Source organism: Fructilactobacillus sp. X2R6C1 (assembly GCF_059901295.1).
Map to the genome: position 1 here is coordinate 157,483 of NZ_JBWXUZ010000004.1, position 19,240 is coordinate 176,722.

Annotated in this window: 19 protein-coding genes; 3 read left to right on the forward strand and 16 right to left on the reverse strand. The window is 39.7% G+C overall.

Annotated elements, in window-relative coordinates:
• Window positions 1-143: 143 nt before the first annotated feature.
• From glmM to cdaA, 3 genes are read right to left on the reverse strand one after another with little or no spacing between them, the layout of a single operon-like run.
• Window positions 144-1,496 (reverse strand): phosphoglucosamine mutase, encoded by a 1,353-nt coding sequence (gene glmM / locus AC6UDF_RS05780; protein WP_500694313.1) that lies wholly within the window; start codon window positions 1,494-1,496, stop codon window positions 144-146.
• A 17-nt stretch (window positions 1,497-1,513) separates the two neighbouring features.
• Window positions 1,514-2,485 carry a CdaR family protein gene (locus AC6UDF_RS05785; protein ID WP_500694312.1) on the reverse strand — a complete coding sequence of 324 codons (972 nt, stop codon included), beginning with the start codon at window positions 2,483-2,485 and terminating at the stop codon, window positions 1,514-1,516.
• A 2-nt stretch (window positions 2,486-2,487) separates the two neighbouring features.
• Window positions 2,488-3,336: a diadenylate cyclase CdaA gene (cdaA, locus tag AC6UDF_RS05790; protein ID WP_500694311.1), complete on the reverse strand. Its 849-nt coding sequence runs from the start codon at window positions 3,334-3,336 to the stop codon at window positions 2,488-2,490.
• A gap of 167 nt (window positions 3,337-3,503) precedes the next feature.
• Between cdaA and AC6UDF_RS05795 the strand changes: the two genes are divergently transcribed.
• On the forward strand, window positions 3,504-4,154 hold the full coding sequence (locus AC6UDF_RS05795) for a DUF1361 domain-containing protein (RefSeq protein ID WP_500694310.1): 651 nt from the start codon (window positions 3,504-3,506) through the stop codon (window positions 4,152-4,154).
• A 37-nt stretch (window positions 4,155-4,191) separates the two neighbouring features.
• Here AC6UDF_RS05795 and AC6UDF_RS05800 read toward each other — a convergent pair whose 3' ends face one another.
• Complete coding sequence (locus tag AC6UDF_RS05800; RefSeq protein WP_500694309.1) at window positions 4,192-6,303, reverse strand: cation:proton antiporter; 2,112 nt, start codon at window positions 6,301-6,303, stop codon at window positions 4,192-4,194.
• Window positions 6,304-6,318: 15 nt separating this feature from the next.
• Window positions 6,319-7,218, reverse strand: coding sequence for a UDP-N-acetylmuramate dehydrogenase (gene murB, locus AC6UDF_RS05805; protein WP_500694308.1), 900 nt, complete (start codon window positions 7,216-7,218; stop codon window positions 6,319-6,321).
• Window positions 7,219-7,318: 100 nt separating this feature from the next.
• On the opposite strand from murB, the gene AC6UDF_RS05810 reads away from it, so the two are divergent.
• Window positions 7,319-8,089 carry an exodeoxyribonuclease III gene (locus AC6UDF_RS05810; RefSeq protein ID WP_500694307.1) on the forward strand — a complete coding sequence of 257 codons (771 nt, stop codon included), beginning with the start codon at window positions 7,319-7,321 and terminating at the stop codon, window positions 8,087-8,089.
• Between the two features lie 14 nt (window positions 8,090-8,103).
• The gene (locus tag AC6UDF_RS05815; RefSeq protein ID WP_500694306.1) at window positions 8,104-8,637 is read left to right on the forward strand and encodes a 3'-5' exonuclease; all 534 of its coding nucleotides are present in this window, start codon (window positions 8,104-8,106) and stop codon (window positions 8,635-8,637) included.
• 19 nt (window positions 8,638-8,656) lie between these two features.
• On the opposite strand, the gene AC6UDF_RS05820 is transcribed toward AC6UDF_RS05815, so the two are convergent.
• The 11 genes from AC6UDF_RS05820 to AC6UDF_RS05870 form a co-directional block, all read right to left on the reverse strand.
• Entirely contained in the window at window positions 8,657-9,145 is a 489-nt protein-coding gene (locus AC6UDF_RS05820) for a GNAT family N-acetyltransferase (RefSeq protein WP_500694305.1), read from the reverse strand.
• A complete protein-coding gene (gene tsaE, locus AC6UDF_RS05825; RefSeq protein ID WP_500694304.1) occupies window positions 9,132-9,611 on the reverse strand; it encodes a tRNA (adenosine(37)-N6)-threonylcarbamoyltransferase complex ATPase subunit type 1 TsaE in 480 nt (159 codons plus the stop codon). The genes AC6UDF_RS05820 and tsaE overlap by 14 nt, the downstream gene beginning before the upstream one ends.
• 15 nt (window positions 9,612-9,626) lie before the next feature.
• Window positions 9,627-10,601, reverse strand: a complete 975-nt coding sequence (pta, locus tag AC6UDF_RS05830) for a phosphate acetyltransferase (RefSeq protein WP_500694303.1) — start codon at window positions 10,599-10,601, stop codon at window positions 9,627-9,629.
• Between the two features lie 2 nt (window positions 10,602-10,603).
• Window positions 10,604-11,305 carry a uracil-DNA glycosylase gene (locus AC6UDF_RS05835; RefSeq protein ID WP_500694302.1) on the reverse strand — a complete coding sequence of 234 codons (702 nt, stop codon included), beginning with the start codon at window positions 11,303-11,305 and terminating at the stop codon, window positions 10,604-10,606.
• 82 nt (window positions 11,306-11,387) lie between these two features.
• Window positions 11,388-11,861: an SsrA-binding protein SmpB gene (smpB, locus tag AC6UDF_RS05840; protein ID WP_500694301.1), complete on the reverse strand. Its 474-nt coding sequence runs from the start codon at window positions 11,859-11,861 to the stop codon at window positions 11,388-11,390.
• An 11-nt stretch (window positions 11,862-11,872) separates the two neighbouring features.
• Window positions 11,873-14,212 (reverse strand): ribonuclease R, encoded by a 2,340-nt coding sequence (gene rnr, locus AC6UDF_RS05845; RefSeq protein ID WP_500694300.1) that lies wholly within the window; start codon window positions 14,210-14,212, stop codon window positions 11,873-11,875.
• Window positions 14,213-14,328: 116 nt separating this feature from the next.
• Complete coding sequence (secG, locus tag AC6UDF_RS05850; protein ID WP_500694299.1) at window positions 14,329-14,565, reverse strand: preprotein translocase subunit SecG; 237 nt, start codon at window positions 14,563-14,565, stop codon at window positions 14,329-14,331.
• Between the two features lie 86 nt (window positions 14,566-14,651).
• Entirely contained in the window at window positions 14,652-15,605 is a 954-nt protein-coding gene (locus AC6UDF_RS05855; protein WP_500694298.1) for an LPXTG cell wall anchor domain-containing protein, read from the reverse strand.
• A gap of 101 nt (window positions 15,606-15,706) precedes the next feature.
• Window positions 15,707-17,026 (reverse strand): phosphopyruvate hydratase, encoded by a 1,320-nt coding sequence (gene eno / locus AC6UDF_RS05860; RefSeq protein WP_500694297.1) that lies wholly within the window; start codon window positions 17,024-17,026, stop codon window positions 15,707-15,709.
• A gap of 86 nt (window positions 17,027-17,112) precedes the next feature.
• Window positions 17,113-17,880, reverse strand: a complete 768-nt coding sequence (tpiA, locus tag AC6UDF_RS05865; RefSeq protein WP_500694419.1) for a triose-phosphate isomerase — start codon at window positions 17,878-17,880, stop codon at window positions 17,113-17,115.
• 113 nt (window positions 17,881-17,993) lie between these two features.
• A complete protein-coding gene (locus AC6UDF_RS05870) occupies window positions 17,994-19,211 on the reverse strand; it encodes a phosphoglycerate kinase (protein WP_500694296.1) in 1,218 nt (405 codons plus the stop codon).
• Between the last annotated feature and the right edge of the window lie 29 nt (window positions 19,212-19,240).

Here is a 19,240-nt window from a genome sequence, read left to right on the forward strand (position 1 = left end):
ACATCTTTGATAATAAAGGTTTCACAAGTGTTTGTCAAATATAAGTTAGAATTGGTATAGCACTGATGAACGAAATTTAATAAAAATTTAAGCATAATAAAAGAGTTAACAAACGTTAACTCTTTTATTAATTCGTGATTGCTTTATTCAATTCCCATATCGTCTCTAACAACGTCGGCAATTTTGTTTGCATACTTATCACTTTCTTTTTGAGTCGGAGCTTCCACCATGACTCTTAACAGCGGCTCAGTCCCACTTGGTCGAACCAAGACACGACCATTACCATTCATTTCATCTTCAACATCATCAATGGCCTTTTTAACATTATCATGATCCATCGCGTGCTTTTTGTCAGAAACCTTCACGTTAACAAGACTTTGAGGATATTTTTTCACTTCGTCTGCTAATTCGGAAAGCGGTTTACCGGTTTCTTTCATAATATGCATTAATTGCAGACTGGTTAGCATCCCATCTCCAGTGGTATTAAAATCCAAAAACACAATGTGACCGGACTGTTCGCCACCTAGATTGTAACCATTGGCTTTCATTGATTCAACCACGTATCGGTCCCCAACTTTAGTTTTCACACTATTTAAGCCGTTGGCTTCCATGGCTTTGTACATTCCGAGGTTACTCATCACTGTCGTAACAATGGTGTCATGCTTTAATCGACCATTAGCATCCATATACTTACCACAGATGTACATAATCTTATCACCATCAACGATGTTTCCCTTTTCATCGACAGCAATGCACCGATCACCATCACCATCAAAGGCAATCCCTAACTGGGAACCATTTTCAACAACCATTTTTTGCAACTGTTCTGGGTGAGTGGAACCGACGTTATCATTAATGTTTAGTCCATTAGGTGAGGTCGCCATTGTTTTAAAGTCAAGGCCAAGGTCAGCGTAAAGGCGGGGAACCAAGTTGCTGGTAGCCCCATTTGCGGCATCAACTGACACCTTAATCCCACTTAATTCATCTGGAATCGTTTGGGACAGAAAGTGAAGATACTTTTGCGATGCTTCGGTGTACTCTGCTGAAGTGCCTAATCCCTTTGCTGAGGGACGTGGTAAGTCATCAGTATCACTTTCAAGAATCTTCTCGATGTCAGCCTCGATGTCATCGGACAATTTATATCCGTCACCGCCAAAGAATTTAATTCCATTGAACTCAGCGGGATTATGTGAAGCCGTAATCATAACTCCGGCATCAGCACTTTGATCTCTAACCAAGTATGCTACTCCGGGGGTAGTGACAACTCCGAGTTGAACCACCTCAATTCCAACGGACAACATTCCAGCTACCAAAGCATCTTCCAACATTTGTCCAGAAATTCGTGTATCTCTTGATACCAAGACACGTGGCTGATGATCTTGAACACTGTGCTTAGTCAGAGCATAACCACCTGCACGACCAGCCCGAAAAGCCAATTCTGGGGTTAAGTCTTTATTCGCAACTCCTCTAATTCCATCTGTTCCAAAATATTTCATATATAGTCCTCACTTTATTACTTATTCTTTGCGTTAATCTGTACTTTAACCGTTTCCGGATCCAAGCCACTTACTTTGGAGTTACCCGCATCAAGTGAAACCGTCTTAGTATTATCACCGGACATGTTTTCGACATCAACGTCGGCATTAACCGAATTAATCCCATCAATCGTGTCTTTATCACCTAACAATAACACATCAGATGGATCACACTTAACGTCATAGGTCTTACTAGCCTGCTTATTAACTAAATTAACCTTGACTGGTACCCTCTTATTATCACCTGCTGAAACCGGTAAATCAACCGAACTTGTTGATGGGGTAATAATAACGTTGATGGTCTTTCCTTTTTTGTCTAAAGCCTCAATCACCGCATCCTGTTTTATATCACGCTTGGTGTTAGGCTTCAAGTTAGTTTTAGCAACTACTGAATCAATTCGATTAATTTGATCACTCGGTCCAGTCACTTTTGCAGAACTGACGTCTAACGACGGCTTTCCGGCCTTATAACCAGAAGCAATGTTTTTCTTGTCGTAGACAGCTTTTACGGGGAACTTAACGGTCCGACGTGGTTGAATGTTAACTTTAATGCGAGCAGGTTTAATCTTACTCTTAATGTCAGAATTTAGACCCTGCTGTTGTAATTTAACGATGTGTTCTCCGGGCCCCAAATTACTAAGGTTAGCATACACCTTAAAGTTCTGGGTATTAGCGGTTGTAGTGACTAACGCCGACGGCCCTGACAACTGGACGTTAACTTTTTCTGGATAGCCAATTACAAAATACTTGTCTGAGTTTACGTTGAGCTGTAATGGAACTGACAGTGTCTTGGTTTTATTAGCTGCCATCTGGGTGCTTTTAGTCGAATTACTGGTACTGTTAGTGAGACCCATATCATTTTTGCCATCATGAACATAGAAAAACAGTGCAATTGTAAAGACTAGTGCCAAGATAGCATAGAATAATTTACTCCGAAAAGATTTTTTCATGGCTACTTGTCACCTCCGAAATGCTTCTGAAAGAAACTAATCGCACGAGTCACAATCGTTGGATGTTGCTCCTGTCGATCACGAGGAATCAACTGACTTCTCAGGTATTTCAGGTAATCCTCCTGAGTCATCCCACGAAGAAGCTCATTGTTTCTAGTGATTGAAACTTCTCCCGTTTCTTCTGAGATAACAATCGTTAAAGCATCGGAAACTTCCGAGATTCCAACGGCAGCACGATGACGAGTTCCCAATTCCTTAGGGATCAAATTACTCTGCGATAACGGTAAGTAGGCAGCCGCTGCAGCAATCTTATCATCCTTAATGATGACCGCTCCGTCATGAAGAGGCGTATTGGGAATAAAAATGTTAATTAATAACTGACTTGAAATGTCAGCATCAAGCTTAATCCCGGTCTCAATGTATTCTTCTAGCCCGGTATGCATTTGAATGGTGATTAACGCTCCAATTCGACGCTTAGACATGTATTGAATTGCTCCATCTAAAGCATTAATCATTTTTTTGGCTTTTTCATCCTGATTCTGGGTTGCTCTAAAGAGTGAGCCGCGTCCTAATTTTTCAAGTCCGCGTCTAATTTCAGGTTGGAAGATGATAATGCATCCAATAACTCCCCAATTGATAATTTGATCCAGAATCCAAGATACCATCGTCAGTCCTAAATACCAACTGGCAATTTTAGCGATAATAATTACAATAATGCCGCGAAAAAGTTGCACTGCCCGAGTGCCACGAAGAAGCATGATTAACTCGTATATCACGAGCCAGACAACCAATATATCAATTAAGTTGCTTAGGTTATGTAATGTAAATAAGCTACTCCAATCAATCCCCATAGAACGACCTCCAATTTGTATATTATTATATCACTGAATTATTGCTGAAATAAAGGCAGTTAACTAATTCCAAATATTAAAAAAATTAAATTCTATGGTTAAATTTCTAGTTTTTTTTTCTAATTTGGGGTTTAATTTATATATAGAAGAAAAGGGGTCAAATTATAATGTCACAAAATAAAAGATGGCAAGTTAGAATATTTTTCATCGGGTGGATCGTGCTTTTATTCATGTTTCTACGTGATACACGCTTCGGTTTTTTAGCGCTCAACACCCTTTTAGGATACATCCCAATTGAACTTAGTTTCCACATCGGTAACAAACCACACCAAAATAGTTTCGTGTTCTGGATCCTATCACTTCTGTGGTTATTGTTCTATCCCAATTCACCCTACATTCTGACCGACCTACTTCATCTCGCTTGGCTACATCCTGATGAAGCCAATGGGTTACTTCGACTTGATCCGCACGTCTGGTTTTTATACACATGCCTGATGATCAGTGCATTAAGCTGTGCCTTTATCGGTTTCTGGAGTTTAGTCCACGTTGCTAAGGCCATTGACGTTAAAATTCATTTATCCGGTAATTTTTCTAACTTCGTTACAATTGTGATTCTAACGGTTGCAAGTTCCATCGGACTATTCATTGGACGGTTTATGCGAGTCCACACAATTTACCTCATCCTTTCACCTAGGATGTACATTCGACCATTTTTAAACATGTGGAATATGCACATGGTCGTATTCGTATTTTTGATGACCGTTCTACAGTTAATGATCTACTGGATTTATTCCATTATCAGTAATAATAAGGAATAATATAAAATCCCCCACTTATCAATAAGTGGAGGATTTTTTAGTTATCATTCAACATTAGCGTTTCCTTATAATTAATGTCCTGACGCAAGTGAAGCCCCATCGCGTGACTAACTTTTTTATTATTAATCAATTGTTCTACAGCGCGACGTTCTGCTTCCAGTGCAACTGACCGCAATCTTAACAACTGATACTCAAAGACTTCATCATCTTCGTCGGGATCATCGTATGAATTGGCCCGCTCAATCTGACTCTGATAGAAAGTGACAATAAAGTGAACAATTTGTGAGTCAAAGTCCTGACCATTAATGTCGCTTCGACTTAAAAAGTCTGAAATAGCATCAATGGCGGCCTGATCACCAACAATCGTAACAAGGCGTAATTCACTCTTGGTCTTTTTACTTTCTGATTCACTTACCTGCCAGGTTTTAATGGAATGAAGAATCGATGAAAACCATCCCGGATAGTACCAGTGATTTTTGCGATAGCCGTCGTAACCATTTGCAAACATTCGACGTTCCTCACGATTAATCCTTCGATTTGCAATCCAGTAAGTATCTTTTGAGATTTGTTGTTCACGATACAAATCTTTAACCGCCTCACGTTTTCCCTTTAAAGCAACTCGTCTCAAACTAAGTTCTTCATTGAGAGACGTACTTTCTGCACTATCGTCTCTCGTCTTTCTTAAAAGTTTTCGTAACTCAACCTGATAATCCAAAACAATATCATATACCGCTCGTTCATTATCATTGGTCTTATTATTTTCAAGACTGACAATGGCCCTCTTTACGATGTAAATCCGAGCAGCATCTTCCGAAATATAGCCCTCCTGCTCATCTTCTTCATCTTCCGTCTCATCATCATCTTCATCCTTATCAATCAATGAGGCTCGGGTCTGAAGTGAACTAGCATCTGGGGAAATGATTGGCAAGATAATGGTAGCCGCAACTAAACTGATCACGATAACCATTGCGGCAATAAAAAGCATCAAAGAACGGTCGGGAAACTCCTTTCCATTCGATAAAAATGCGGGAACCGAAAGAATTCCTGCCATGGTAATGGCACCACGAACCCCGGAAATTCCAGCCAATAGCGCAACCGACAAACTGGGCTTCTTATTGGACCGTTTAGTAATGTAGTACGAAAAGAATTCGTATCCTAAAATCCAGACCACTCGAATTACCAAAAGAGCCACCCAAACGGCAAAAGCAATCCCAAACGAAGCTAAAGTTCGATATTCCGATCCATTGATGACCACCCTAGTAGCAACCGGTAATTCAATACCTAAGATTAAAAACACAATCCCGTTTAAACAGTAAACAATGACATCCCAAGTACGATTGGTCAACAAGTTGACTTCTGGTGACTTGGTATTGGTAACGTTAGTCTGTAAGTGATCAATAATCCCAGCGGCAACCACCGCAATAACTCCCGAAGCATGAAGAAGATCTTCAGCAATTACATAAATAATAAACGGTGTCAAGATGTGCAGGACGACGTTAAAAATCACGTCATTGAAGTGTACCTTTAATAACAAATTACGAAGAACAATAATTAAAGACATTCCAACAATTCCAATGATCAAACCCACTAGTGCGGTATAAACAAAATCAACCGCAGCGTGTTCCAAAGAAAAGTAACCGGTGACAACTGCAGCAATCGCATATTTAAACGCAATTAGTCCACTAGCATCGTTAATCAAGCTCTCACCTGATACTAGATGCAAAATATTACTTGGAAGATGAACACGCTTTGAGATGGACTGAACGGCAATTGGATCGGTTGGAGACAAAATCGCAATTAGAGCAAAACAGGCTGCCAGTGGCATTGATGGTACCAGCAAATTAACGAAATAACCGCCAATAATGGTTGTAATGAACACCAACCAGATGGCATTTTCAAAAATGGGACCACGTAATTCCCAAAGTTCTCGTTTTGGAAAGTCACGACCATCATTAAATAGCAATGGTGCGATGAACAGCAATAAAAACCAGTCCGTGTTTAAATCAATTTTGAATTTAAAGAATAATGCTAATCCTAAACCAAGCAAAATTTGAATCAAACTAACTGGAATCTTAGTGACATAGTGAGAGATAATGCTAGAAAGCAGGACTAAAACTATTAATGTGATGACTGCTTCAACTATTACCATAAGCTATGTTTCCTCCTATTTTGGCTCACCAATAATTCGAACCTCAGTCTCAAGGTGAACCCCATTATCTTTATACACAGTTTCCTGAACGTGCTTAATCACATTCAAATAATCAGTAGCGGTGGCACCACCAACGTTAATGATAAATCCGGCGTGTTTTTTGGACACTTCAGCTCCGCCAGAGCGATATCCCTGTAGTCCAGCATCGTGGATCAGCTTTCCGGCAAAGTATCCTTTAGGACGCTTGAAAACACTCCCACATGAAGGCCATTCTAAAGGTTGCTTTGATCTTCTCAGGTAGTTCAAATGATCCATCTCGTTTTGAATCTCACGTTTATTCCCGGGTTCAAGTTTAAAGGTCGCTTCCAAAACAACGTCCCTATAGTCTTGAATACTACTATGACGATAACCAAAGTCTAACTGGTCGTTGTTTAAAACAATAATCTCACCCTTACGCGTCAAAACCGTGGCTGATTCAAGTGCATATTGGGTCTCTCCCCCATAAGCACCGGCATTCATAAACACTCCGCCACCGACACTGCCAGGAATCCCAGCAGCAAATTCTAATCCAGTCAAACCGGCTTTTTGAGCAGCCTTAGTTGCATCAATGTAAGCAGCCCCAGCCTCGGCAATTACCCGATGGTCTTCAGTTCTAATGTTATTCATTTGGGTCAAAATCATGGTTAACCCACGAATTCCACCATCTCGTACGATTAGATTACTGGCATTTCCCAGCACAGTAAGCGGCATTTTAATTTCATTTGTATAATTTAATAATTCTTCGGTTTCTTTAAATGATGAAGGAAATGCAAGAAAATCAGCTTTCCCACCAGTTTTAGTCCAAGAATACTTGGAAAGTGGTTCATCTTTTAAAATTTTAATATCCTTGAATTTTTTTGTTAAATCTTCAGTCATTCGTCATTTTCCTTTCTAATTATCCATATTACATTCTAGCACGTTATCATTATTTAAACACTTCTGATCGTGCTATACTGGCATTAAAGGAGGGGATACAATGAATTTTATCTCATGGAACGTAAATGGTTTACGTTCAGCAGTTAAAAAGAATTTTTACGAATTTTTTAATGAAACTGATGCTGACTTTTTTAATGTTCAAGAAACTCGAGTTCACGAAAATGATATTGCTTTAGAAGTACCAGGTGACTATTACCAATACTGGGACTCAGCGGAACGCCCCGGCTACTCAGGCGTAACTACTTTCACAAAGCATAAAGCTGATAACGTGTTTTATGGTGTTGATGGAAGCGATACTGACACCGAGGGCCGTTGTTTGACACTCGAATATCCTGACTTTTATTTAATTAATACCTACGTACCCAATTCAGGCGAAGAGCTGCAAAGACTCGACTACCGTCTTGATTGGGACCAAAAATTTATTACCTTTGTAAGTAAACTTGCTGAAAGAAAGCCGGTCGTGATTGGCGGCGATATGAGCGTTGCTTATCAACCAATTGACATCGATGACCCAGAAGAAGATCACCACAAGGCTGGATACACCCAACAGGAACGTGACGATTTTGGTCGATTATTAGCTTCTGGATTTGTAGATACCTTTAGAGCACTTCACCCTTACCAAAGTGGTGCCTATACTTGGTGGAGTTACCGTTACGACGAGCGAGCCCAAAATCGTGGTTGGAGAATGGATTATTTCTTGGTTTCTAACTCAATTCAAGATGACGTTGCCGAGTCAAACATTCTTGGTGAGGTAACCGGCTCAGATCATGCTCCGATCCAATTAATTACTGATGGACTTAAGATTGATTAGAGGAGAATTGTTAAATGAATTTTGCGGCAATTGACTTTGAAACTGCTGCGGGCCAACGGGCCAGCGCTTGTTCGGTCGCATTAACGGTAGTAAGAAATAACGAAGTCGTTGATGAGTTTTACTCATTAATTAACCCCGAATGTGAGTTTAACTGGCGCAATATCAATGTTCATGGTATTCATGAAAAAGATGTAATTGACTCACCAACCTTTCCAGAGGTGTGGGATCAAATTAGCCCCCTCTTTGATAGAAATAAGCTGGTGATTGCCCACAACAATAATTTTGATAATAGTGTATTAAAAAAGAGTCTGGAAAGGTATGGTTTATCAAAACCACACTATCAGACTCTTGATACCGTTAAGACTTCCAAAAAGTTTTACCCTGGATTTGTTAACCATAAGTTAAACACGGTTAGCGAGAACTTAGGGATCGAATTAAAACACCATCATAATGCGCTAGATGACAGCTTAGCGTGTGCTAACATCTTAATTTATGAATACCAGCAGTTTGGTAAAAACGCCGTTAAACCGTTCGTCAAGTTAATATAAAAAGGCTGAGAATTTTTTCTCAGTCTTTTTTTACGTTCATTTTCATTTCAATTACATGATCGTCATGTTCACTAGTGATAAATCCTAATTTTTTGTACAATCGAAACGCCCCTAAATTGGACTTTAAGACCGTCAATCGCAATTCATTAAGGTGACTAAAAGTGCCCACCCAGTAAATTGCTTCCCGAATCAGATTGGTCCCAAGTCCAATGTCCTGATAATCAGCTAAAACGGCGACACCAAGTTCCCCGGCAGTCTCGTCAACCTGACTAACACTCAAGACTCCAATTAATTTCGTCCCAGCAACTGCCACTAAAATGATGTTAGTCCCAGTGGCATTCACCGCGTCAATGGCATCTGCTTCGGTTTCAGCGGTCAATTGATCAATCTGAACATCCGTCGTAAAGTTACTAGATTCTTGACTTAATCGTTTCATTAACTCGATTAGTGCTTCGGAATCGTCCGATTTAGCAGCACGAATCGTAATTTCTTCATTATCCTTTGCCAAGCACTAAGTCTCCTGACTTTAAAATCGAATCAAAATGCTGTCCCTTAGCAGTCATTTCAATTGTCCGATCGTTATCCCCCAGATCATCATTTCTAGTAAATCTGATTCTCAAATACTGGTCGGGAAGTTCGTCCTCCGCAAATTTGGACCATTCAACGACGCTGACTCCATCACCGTTAAAATATTCATTCAGACCTAATTCGCCGGCTCCTCCCTCTTCAAGACGATAAACGTCCATGTGATAAAGGGGCAACCGTCCATTTTTGTATTCCCGAATAATGGTAAAAGTCGGACTTTTGATGTTTCGCTTAATTCCGAGACCTTTCCCAAGTCCTTTTGTGAAGGTAGTCTTTCCCGCACCAAGGTCGCCATCGAGTAAAATAACGTCTCCAGCTTTTAAATCCGGGGCGAGTTCTTCGCCTAATTTTTCAGTTTGATCGGGACTATCAACCTTAAATTTAATCAATTCAATCGCCTCAAATTAAAGTGCTTGAGTAGCCGTGATAATGGCTACCTTGTAAACATCTTCAGCATTGCATCCCCTCGACAAATCAGAAACTGGTTGATTCAATCCCTGAAGAATTGGACCAATGGCTTCAAATCCACCTAAACGTTGGGCAATCTTGTAACCAATGTTTCCTGACTGAAGCTCTGGAAAGACAAAAACAGTTGCCTGACCAGCAACGTTTGAACCAGGTGCCTTACTCTTTGCAACCGCGGGAACAACCGCAGCATCAAATTGGAGTTCCCCATCAATTGGAGTATCTGGATCTAACTTTTGGGCAATCTTGGTTGCACTTTGAACTTTATCGACTTCTGGTCCCTTAGCTGAACCCTTGGTTGAAAAACTAAGTAAGGCAACTTTGGGATCGATATCAAACAACCGGGCTGTATGTGCACTTTCAACGGCAACTTCACCAAGTTGTTGATCATCAAGTTCAATGTTAATGGCACAATCTGCAAACAAGTAACGTGTGTCACCCTTTTGCATGACAAAAGCACCACTAATCAACTTCACACCTGGTTTAGTTTTAATAATCTGAAGTGCAGGACGAACCGTATCACCAGTTGGGTGAGCCGCACCGGACACCATTCCGTCAACGATTCCCATGTATACCATCATCGTGCCAAAATAATTCGGATCTTTCAACCATTGCTGAGCTGTTTTTTCATCCGTTTTGCCATTACGCCGTGCAACAAGTGATCTAACCATCTCGTTGAACGTGTCAGAATCAACGTTTTGGATATCAATGATGGTAATTCCGTCCAAATCATTTCCGTTTTCTTTAGCAACTTGTTTGATTTTGTGGGGATCACCCAATAACGTTGGTTCAACCAAATTATCTTTTTTAAGCCGACTAGTTGCTTCAATAATTCTTGGATCTCCCCCTTCAGGGAATACTAACTTAATGTTTTTATCGTTAATCTTTGCTTTCAAACTATCAAAAAGGTCCATAATTAACTCTCCTTATTAGTGGCAGTGACGTGTTCTGGTAATTTCCAGTTAATCGGCGTCTCACCCATGGCTTTTAGTGCTTCATTCGTCTTTGAAAACGGTTTTGAGCCAAAAAAGCCTCGATTCGCAGAAAGGGGACTTGGATGAGCCGACTGAATCACAATATTAGCGTCAGTATTAATCAACTTGATCTTATCCCTAGCAGCCCTTCCCCATAGGATGAAGACAACCGGTTCAGGACGCTTTGACAATTGTTCAATAGCATAATCAGTGAGTCTTTCCCATCCTTTGCCACGATGAGAAAAAGCCACTCCATCTTGAACGGTCAAAACGGAGTTTAATAACAATACCCCTTGTTCAGCCCAACTTTTTAGATAACCGTGATTAACTGGTTTAATGCCCAAATCACTTTGTAATTCCTTATAAATATTCTTTAAAGATGGTGGAACAGCTACGCCTGGCATTACCGAAAAGCTAAGACCATTGGCTTGATTAGGACCATGATATGGATCTTGTCCCAGAATAACGACTTTCACCTTACTAAAGGGAGTCCACTCAAATGCCTGAAAAATATGGTGCATTTCTGGATAAATCGTCTTGTTATTATACTCTTCAACCAAAAAACGCCTTAACTTTTGATAATATGGTTTCTCAAATTCTGGTTCCAAAATTGGCCACCAGTCGTTATGAATAAACGGTTTCACTATTAACACCTCCAATTTATTCTACCATAAAATGTGAATTTTTAGGCAAGCAAAAAGAGAGTGCAATAGCACTCTCTTTTAATTAATAATGTTTCATAACGCGATCAATTTGCCGTTGAGTATCACGTTGCTTTATGGTTTCACGTTTATCATATTCACGCTTCCCTTTAGCAACCCCAATCAGCACCTTAGCGTAGCCATGTTTTAAATAAACTTTTAAGGGAACAATGGTAATTCCCTTAGTCAAAGTCGCTTCACCAAGTTTTTTGATCTCTTTTTTATGCAACAACAACTTTCGATTACGCAATGGATCATGATTAAACTGGTTTCCTTGCGCATACTCACTGATGTGGACATTCATCAAATAAGCTTGTCCGTTTCTCACCTGCACGAATCCGTCCTTTAGATTCATACGGCGTTCTCTAACTGATTTAATCTCAGTTCCCGTTAGTGAGATGCCAGCTTCATAAGTATCAGAAATAAAGTAATCATGTCGGGCCTTTCGGTTAGTTGCCATTACGTTCTTTTCAGTTGGTTGATGCTTTTTTCTAGCCATGTTCCCATCCCCTATTTTTTGCGACTATTAGATGGTTTGGTTCTGATTTTAAACGAATGACCTTTTTTACCGTTCTTTCTACGATCTTGATTCTTATAACTCTGACGACGATTTTTCCCATCAGAATGTTTGCCACTGTGATGGTGCTTATCATTTTTATGTTCCTGTTTTGGGAGAAGTTCACTCAATGGAGCATCTTCTGGTTTAACGATCTCAAAGTCAACGGTCATCTGATCAACGTCGGCCGCAACACATTTAACCCGTAACGTTTGTCCAATCTTATAAGTTCTTCTGGTATTTCTACCAACAAGCGCCAAGTACTTTTCAACGTACTCATAGTAATCATCATTCATCTTGCTGATATGAATAAGACCTTCAACGGTGTTTGGAAGTTCAACGAACATTCCGAACTTCATCACTGAAGATACAACTGCATCGTATTCCTCACCAATATGTTGAGTCATGTACTCAGCCTTCATCATCGAATCAACGTCTCTTTCGGTGTCAACACCGCGACGCTCAGTTTCTGAACAGTGAACCGCAACTTCTCCAACCTGGTCAGCATAGGTTTGCTTGGTAACATCATTAATCCCATTATCTTCATAATAATGAACTAAACGATGGACAAACAAATCAGGATAACGTCGAATTGGTGAAGTGAAATGGGTGTAGTATTTGGCACCTAATCCAAAGTGTCCCACACACTTATCACTATATTTGGCCTGTTGTAAACTTCTAAGCATCATTACTGATACCATTGTTTCTTCAGGAAGTCCGTGTACTTTACTTAAAATGTTCTGTAAAGTCTTGGGAGTTAAATGATCGGGGTCAGCTTTTACTTCAATTCCAAAGGCAGTTAGGAATTCAAAGAAGTCCTTAACTCGCGTTGGATCTGGCGTCTCATGGACACGATAAATGAACGGAACTTTAAGTCGATAGTAAGTTTCAGCAACAGTTTCGTTTGCAGCCAACATGAATGATTCAATCATTCGTTCGGCTAAACCTCTCGTTCTAAGTTTAATATCAACGGGTTTACCTTCTTTGTTCATGATGATTTCTGCTTCATCATCATCAAAGTCGATCGCCCCACGACGTTTTCTTTGCTTATATAAAATTCGGTGTAACTCAGCCATGGTTTCAAACATTGGTACTAAATCATGATATTCTTCTCTCGTTTTCTTATCATGTGATTCAAGAATATTATTGACAGCTGTATATGTCATTCGAGCTTTCGACTTCATAACACTCGGATGAATCCGCTTTTTGACAACTTTCCCTTGGGGATTAATTTCCATATCACAGCTTAAACATAACCGTAATTGTCCCTCGTTTAACGAACAAATCCCGTTTGATAGACGGCGAGGCAGCATTGGAATAACTCGGTCGGTTAAATAAACTGAGGTTCCACGTTTATACGCCTCACGATCAAGTAGTGTTCCTTGTTTAACGTAGTGACTAACGTCAGCGATGTGGACCCCTAAATGATAATTGCCATTTGGTAACTTCCATGCCGTGACGGCATCATCCAAATCTTTGGATGATTCTCCATCAATGGTAACTAACGTCTGATCGGTAATATCTTCTCGTCCTTTGGTTTCCTCAGGCAAAACATGGTCCGGAATAGCATCTGCTTCTTCTAGAACATCTTCTGGAAATTGGGAAGGAACATCATGAGCATAGACAACCTGTAAAATATCAATTCCAGGGTCATCAACACTTCCAATTACTTGTTTCACAATTCCAACCATGTAATCTGGATGCTCGTTACTTGGATATTCCGTAATATCAGCAGTAACCACTTCTCCTGGAGTAGGATGAAGACCAGCATCTACCACGTAGAACTTGAATCCTGCTAATTTTTTGTCTTTTAAAACAACCTGACCAAGATAACCATGATCATCATCAGTCTTACGAAATTCACCAACCACATGAGTGTAATGGTGTTCTAAAATACTAACCACTTTAGCTTGTGGTCCCCGATCAGAATCTTTTTCACCGGGCTTAGTAATCTGAATCTCAACCTTATCCAGGTTCATCGCATGCATCGTTTCATCAGGTGCGATAAAGGCATCAGGTAATTCATCATCATATCTAACAAAGCCAAATCCCTTTGGATTCGAGTGGAAAATCCCCTCTAGCTTCAACTCACTGGGATTAACCTTAAAATCACCGTTTTCAGTAACCACAACGGCACGGTCTCGTTCCAGTGAAGCGAGCTCTGAAACGATTAATTTGAAAGCTGATGATCCATGATAATTCAAATCATCAGCTAATTTTTCGACACTATAACTTTGATCAGGATGTGATTGTAACTCCTGCTCAATTTCATTTTTTAATTTATTATCTTGCAATATATTTTCCTCTACAATCCAATTGACTTATACGTCAATTATAAATCTCATTCTTTAATAAACGCTAGTAATCCGCTTTAAATGCAAAAACCCCCTGTTTAACAGGAGGTTTTTTATTAATGTGATGAAATCCACATTAGAATTAATGCGATACCAAAGAAAAAGATTCCTAGTACCACAGTCACTTTTTGCATAAATGCCTCAAAGCCCCTCGGCTTGGACTCAGAGGAAGAATCGTTTGCACCACCAGAGAGTGATGACATTGCATCATTATTTTTAGAAGGTTGCATTAAAACTGCACCAATAATGAGAATACTAACGATCCATAATAATATCATCAAAAGATTATTCAAAAAAATGCCTCCTACCCATCAGCTAAACAGGCTTATCAATACTTTAATTAGTTTAGCATAAACTAGGAGTTATTTCCAGTCCATCATTATTTCTCAGTTCGATTGGTTCTAATAAACAAAATCGAACTGAATAGCAAAATTACCATTCCAATTAGTGAAAGAAGTTTGCTGTTGCGTTCCCCGGTTTGAGGTAACCTTTTAGCATGTTGGCGATTCGCACGAGCACTGCTTACCCCATGTTTACTTCTTCTCACGTGAACCGTTGCCATTGGATCGTGGTTCGCATCTAGGTACGGAGCGTGATGAGTGAAATTACGTCGATTATACTTGCTAATTCCGTTTTCATTTGGCATTTGAACAGGACGACGCCCAGATCTTTTTTTACCACGTAACAACACTGGATTCATCCCATTTTCAAGTACCTTCTTCGTGGGTTCATGCTGATCTTTCTGCTTCTTACTACTCTGACTGATACGTTTTGCCATTGGCTCACTGTGATTCCCAGCTATCTTTTTATCTGGGGCGATTCTACCTGATTCATGAGGTTGTTTATCTGGCAGATCTTGAGAATGAGCGGTTTTTTTGGTCGGTTCAGCTGGTACGATTGGTTTACGATTATCAGCCGGTTCAACTGGACGATCGTGCTTATGATCATTGGATGGAACTGTTCCACCAGTATCTGGATGATCGTTACTTGGAATTGGTTTAATCGGAATGTGAGGTGACGGAATCGGCAAATCTTCGTCTTTGTTGTAGTTAAAAACGACCACGTCGCTTCCCACATAGATTGGCGGAATACTTTTATCTAAATGAAACCCAGGAATTAGTGGCGCCTTGATATCAGCTCGATTTTTGACGTTCACTCTGGCAATGTCAAAGGCATACGATGAATCCTTTTCTCCGTCCTTATTTACCCAATGTTTATGAGCAGTAATGGTGTATTCGCTTGCCCTCACATTTGGAGTGAAAATCTTCAGTGATAATCCAACTGTAATTGCAATTAATGCTAAAAATAATGAAAATTGTTTTGTAATATTCATGTTTCTCCTCCTCTTTCTGTGATTAAATACGAGGAAGGTTTACGAACTCACGAAATTTATGTAAAAAAAACACCTTCATAACGAAGGTGTTTTTAAATCAATTATTTTTTGATGATTGCTTCTTTTGCTTCTGGACTCAAGTTGTAGAATGAGTTAATTCCCTTGTACACAGCAACTGATCCTAATTGATCTTCAATTCTCATCAATTGATTGTACTTAGCAATTCTTTCACCACGACTCATTGAACCAGTCTTGATTTGACCAGTGTTTAAAGCAACAACTAAGTCTGAAATAGTGGTATCTTCAGTTTCACCAGAACGGTGAGAAATAATTGCAGTGTAACTAGCTTCCTTAGCCATATTAACGGCATTAACAGTTTCAGTTAAAGTACCGATTTGGTTAAGCTTAATCAAGATTGAGTTAGCAACGTTCATCTTAATACCCTTTGATAGGTACTCAGTGTTAGTAACGAACAAATCATCACCAACGATTTGAACTTTCTTACCTAAGCGCTTAGTTGCCATTTGCCAATCTTCCCATTCGTTTTCATCTAATGGGTCTTCGATTGAAATGATTGGGTATTTTTCAACGATGCTGTCAAGCAAAGTGATGAATTCATCAGCATTGTATGATTTACCGTCACCAACCAAGTTGTACTTCTTAGTGTCGGCATTGTAGAATTCTGAAGCGGCACAGTCAAAGGCAATTGAAATGTCCTTACCTGGCTTGTATCCAGCACGCTTGATTGCTTCAACTAAGATTTCAAATGGCTCTTCGTTATTCTTCAAATCAGGTGCAAATCCACCTTCATCACCAACAGCAGTTGAGTATCCACGTTCTGCTAAGATTGCTTTCAAGTTATGGAATGTTTCTGATCCCATTCGAACAGCTTCTCTAAATGATTTTGCACCAATTGGCATAATCATGAATTCTTGGAAATCAACCTTGTTGTTAGCATGCTTACCACCATTGATAACGTTCATCATTGGAGTTGGAAGAACATGTGCATCGAAACCACCTAAGTAGTTATATAATGGAACGCCAAGTTCGTCAGCTGCAGCTCTAGCAGCAGCAATTGAAACGGCTAAGATTGCGTTAGCACCTAACTTAGCCTTATTTGGAGTGCCATCAAGTTTGATCATAGCTTGGTCAATACCTAATTGATCAGTTACATCGAAACCAACGATTTGTTTGGCAATAATGTTATTAACGTTGCTAACAGCTTTAGTAACACCCTTACCCATATATCTATTTTTGTCTCCGTCACGAAGTTCTACGGCTTCGTGTTCACCAGTTGAGGCACCAGATGGGACGATTCCACGGCCCATTGCACCGTCTTCTGTGTAAACTTCAGCTTCAACAGTTGGATTTCCACGTGAATCCAATACTTCGCGAGCATAAATATCAGAAATAATTGACATGTTATCTCTCCTTAGTGAATTTGTTACCTATATTTAAAGGTCAACTTAATTCTATTAGTTTAGGCTTTAACTTGCAATCATAATAACTAATTATTTTGCAAATCTTGGTAATTCGCAAGCTCCAAAAATTCCTTTGGTTCAAGACTACTTTTACCGGCTAAAATCCCGTCAATATCAATTTGTTTCATAAGCGAGATGATGTTATTTGGGTCCACACTTCCACCATATAAGATTCGAATCTGGTTAGCAATATCATCCGAGTAAATGTCAGCTAAAGTTTGTCTAATTAGGTAACATCCCTCTTCCGCTTCGGTAGTTGAAGCACTATGACCGGTCCCGATTGCCCAACTTGGTTCATAGGCAATAACGACCTTTAAAGCGTCTTTTTCGGAAACACCCTTTAAACCAGCGGTAACCTGGTTAACTACCCAGTGGATTCGATCACCAGTCTCAAGTCGTCCCATCGTTTCATCACAACATAATATCGGCTTCATATTGTTATTTAAAACCGCATGAACCTTCTTATTAATGATGTCATTAGTCTCGTTAAAGTAACGACGTCTTTCAGAATGACCAACGATCACGTACGGGATTCCCATCTGACTGAGAGCTTTAGGACTAACTTCCCCAGTATAAGCACCCTCATTTTTGTAAAAGCAATTTTCAGCTGTTACGTGCAATGGACTCGATCCGTTGGCTTTAAGCATTGATTCAAGAAACAACGGTGAAGCTGCAAGAGCTGTTTCAACGTTTTTAGGATCTGGTATTTTATCTTTGATATCAATCACAAATTGAACTGCTTCATCTAAAGACAAGTTCATTTTCCAGTTCCCACCAATAAAGGGAATACGCATGATACTTCTCCTCTCATAATTCATCTTTACCTACATTTTAGCCGAAAGAGAAGCAATAAGCTAGAAAATTGATACAAACAAAAAAGTCACCGATTAAATCGGTGACTTTTAAATTACTTTTTATCAGAAATTGATGCAATCCCTGGAAGAGTCTTACCTTCAAGATATTCAAGCGAAGCTCCCCCACCAGTTGAGATATGGGTAAGCTTATCAGCTACACCCAATTCCTTAACAGCAGCAGTTGAATCTCCACCACCAACGATGGTAGTAGCATCAGTTAATGTACCCAAGAATTTACCAATTGCCAAGGTTCCCTTAGCAAACTTAGGAAATTCAAAGACACCCATTGGTCCGTTCCAAACAACGGTCTTGGCGTCCTTTAAAACGTCTTCGAATAATTTAATACTCTTAGGACCAATGTCAAGACCCATCATGCCGTCTGGAATTCCACCATCAACGACTTCAGCCTTGGCATCATTTGAAAACTTGTCGGCTACCACTGAGTCAACAGGTAAGACGATCTTGTCTCCACCTTTTTTGAGGATATCTTTAGCAACATCAATCTTATCTTTTTCAACAAGTGAATTACCAACTGGGATTCCCTTAGCGGCATAGAATGTATAGGTCATTCCACCACCGATAATAATCTTATCAGCCTTGTCCAACAAGTGATCGATCACACCAATTTTGTCGGAAACTTTAGCACCACCAAGAATTGCTATAAATGGATGCTTTGGATTATCAACAGCGTTACCTAAAAACTTAATTTCTTTTTCCATCAAGTATCCGGCAGCAACTGGCTTACCAGCTTTTTCCATTGCTTTAGCGATCCCAACGTTTGAAGCGTGTTCTCTATGAGCAGTTCCAAACGCATCATTAATGAATTCATCACCAAGTGAAGCCCAGTATTCCCCTAACTTAGGGTCATTACCAGATTCACGTTTAACATTCTTACCATTAACAACATCTTCATAACGAGTATTTTGTACCAAAAGGACTTGGCCGTCAGACATGTTGTCAATTGCCTCTTCAAGCTGTGGACCTTCAGTAACAGGAACAAATGTAACTGGTTTGCCAAGCAATTCAGCTAATTTTTCTGCAACTGGGCGAAGTGATAAACCAGGTTTATCATCTTCTGTTTTAATTCTGCCTAAATGAGAGAATAAGATTGCTTTACCACCATGATCAATTACGTACTTGATTGTTGGAAGAGCAGCAACGATTCTGTTGTCATCACCAATTTTACCGTCCTTAATTGGAACGTTAAAATCAACACGCATCAGAACTTTTTTACCTTGAACATCTAAATCATCAACGATTACTTTTGCCATCGTGATTGCCTCCAGTGTTAGTTATATTT

Bases quoted from the DNA above. Each gene is read 5' to 3' on its own strand.
- glmM (WP_500694313.1), bottom strand. From the start codon at position 1,496: ATGAAATATTTTGGAACAGATGGAATTAGAGGAGTTGCGAATAAAGAC.
- AC6UDF_RS05810 (WP_500694307.1), top strand. From the start codon at position 7,319: ATGAATTTTATCTCATGGAACGTAAATGGTTTACGTTCAGCAGTTAAA.
- murB (WP_500694308.1), bottom strand. From the start codon at position 7,218: ATGACTGAAGATTTAACAAAAAAATTCAAGGATATTAAAATTTTAAAA.
- AC6UDF_RS05870 (WP_500694296.1), bottom strand. From the start codon at position 19,211: ATGGCAAAAGTAATCGTTGATGATTTAGATGTTCAAGGTAAAAAAGTT.
- pta (WP_500694303.1), bottom strand. From the start codon at position 10,601: ATGGACCTTTTTGATAGTTTGAAAGCAAAGATTAACGATAAAAACATT.
- eno (WP_500694297.1), bottom strand. From the start codon at position 17,026: ATGTCAATTATTTCTGATATTTATGCTCGCGAAGTATTGGATTCACGT.
- AC6UDF_RS05785 (WP_500694312.1), bottom strand. From the start codon at position 2,485: ATGAAAAAATCTTTTCGGAGTAAATTATTCTATGCTATCTTGGCACTA.
- AC6UDF_RS05800 (WP_500694309.1), bottom strand. From the start codon at position 6,303: ATGGTAATAGTTGAAGCAGTCATCACATTAATAGTTTTAGTCCTGCTT.
- AC6UDF_RS05815 (WP_500694306.1), top strand. From the start codon at position 8,104: ATGAATTTTGCGGCAATTGACTTTGAAACTGCTGCGGGCCAACGGGCC.
- tpiA (WP_500694419.1), bottom strand. From the start codon at position 17,880: ATGCGTATTCCCTTTATTGGTGGGAACTGGAAAATGAACTTGTCTTTA.
- AC6UDF_RS05795 (WP_500694310.1), top strand. From the start codon at position 3,504: ATGTCACAAAATAAAAGATGGCAAGTTAGAATATTTTTCATCGGGTGG.
- cdaA (WP_500694311.1), bottom strand. From the start codon at position 3,336: ATGGGGATTGATTGGAGTAGCTTATTTACATTACATAACCTAAGCAAC.
- smpB (WP_500694301.1), bottom strand. From the start codon at position 11,861: ATGGCTAGAAAAAAGCATCAACCAACTGAAAAGAACGTAATGGCAACT.
- AC6UDF_RS05855 (WP_500694298.1), bottom strand. From the start codon at position 15,605: ATGAATATTACAAAACAATTTTCATTATTTTTAGCATTAATTGCAATT.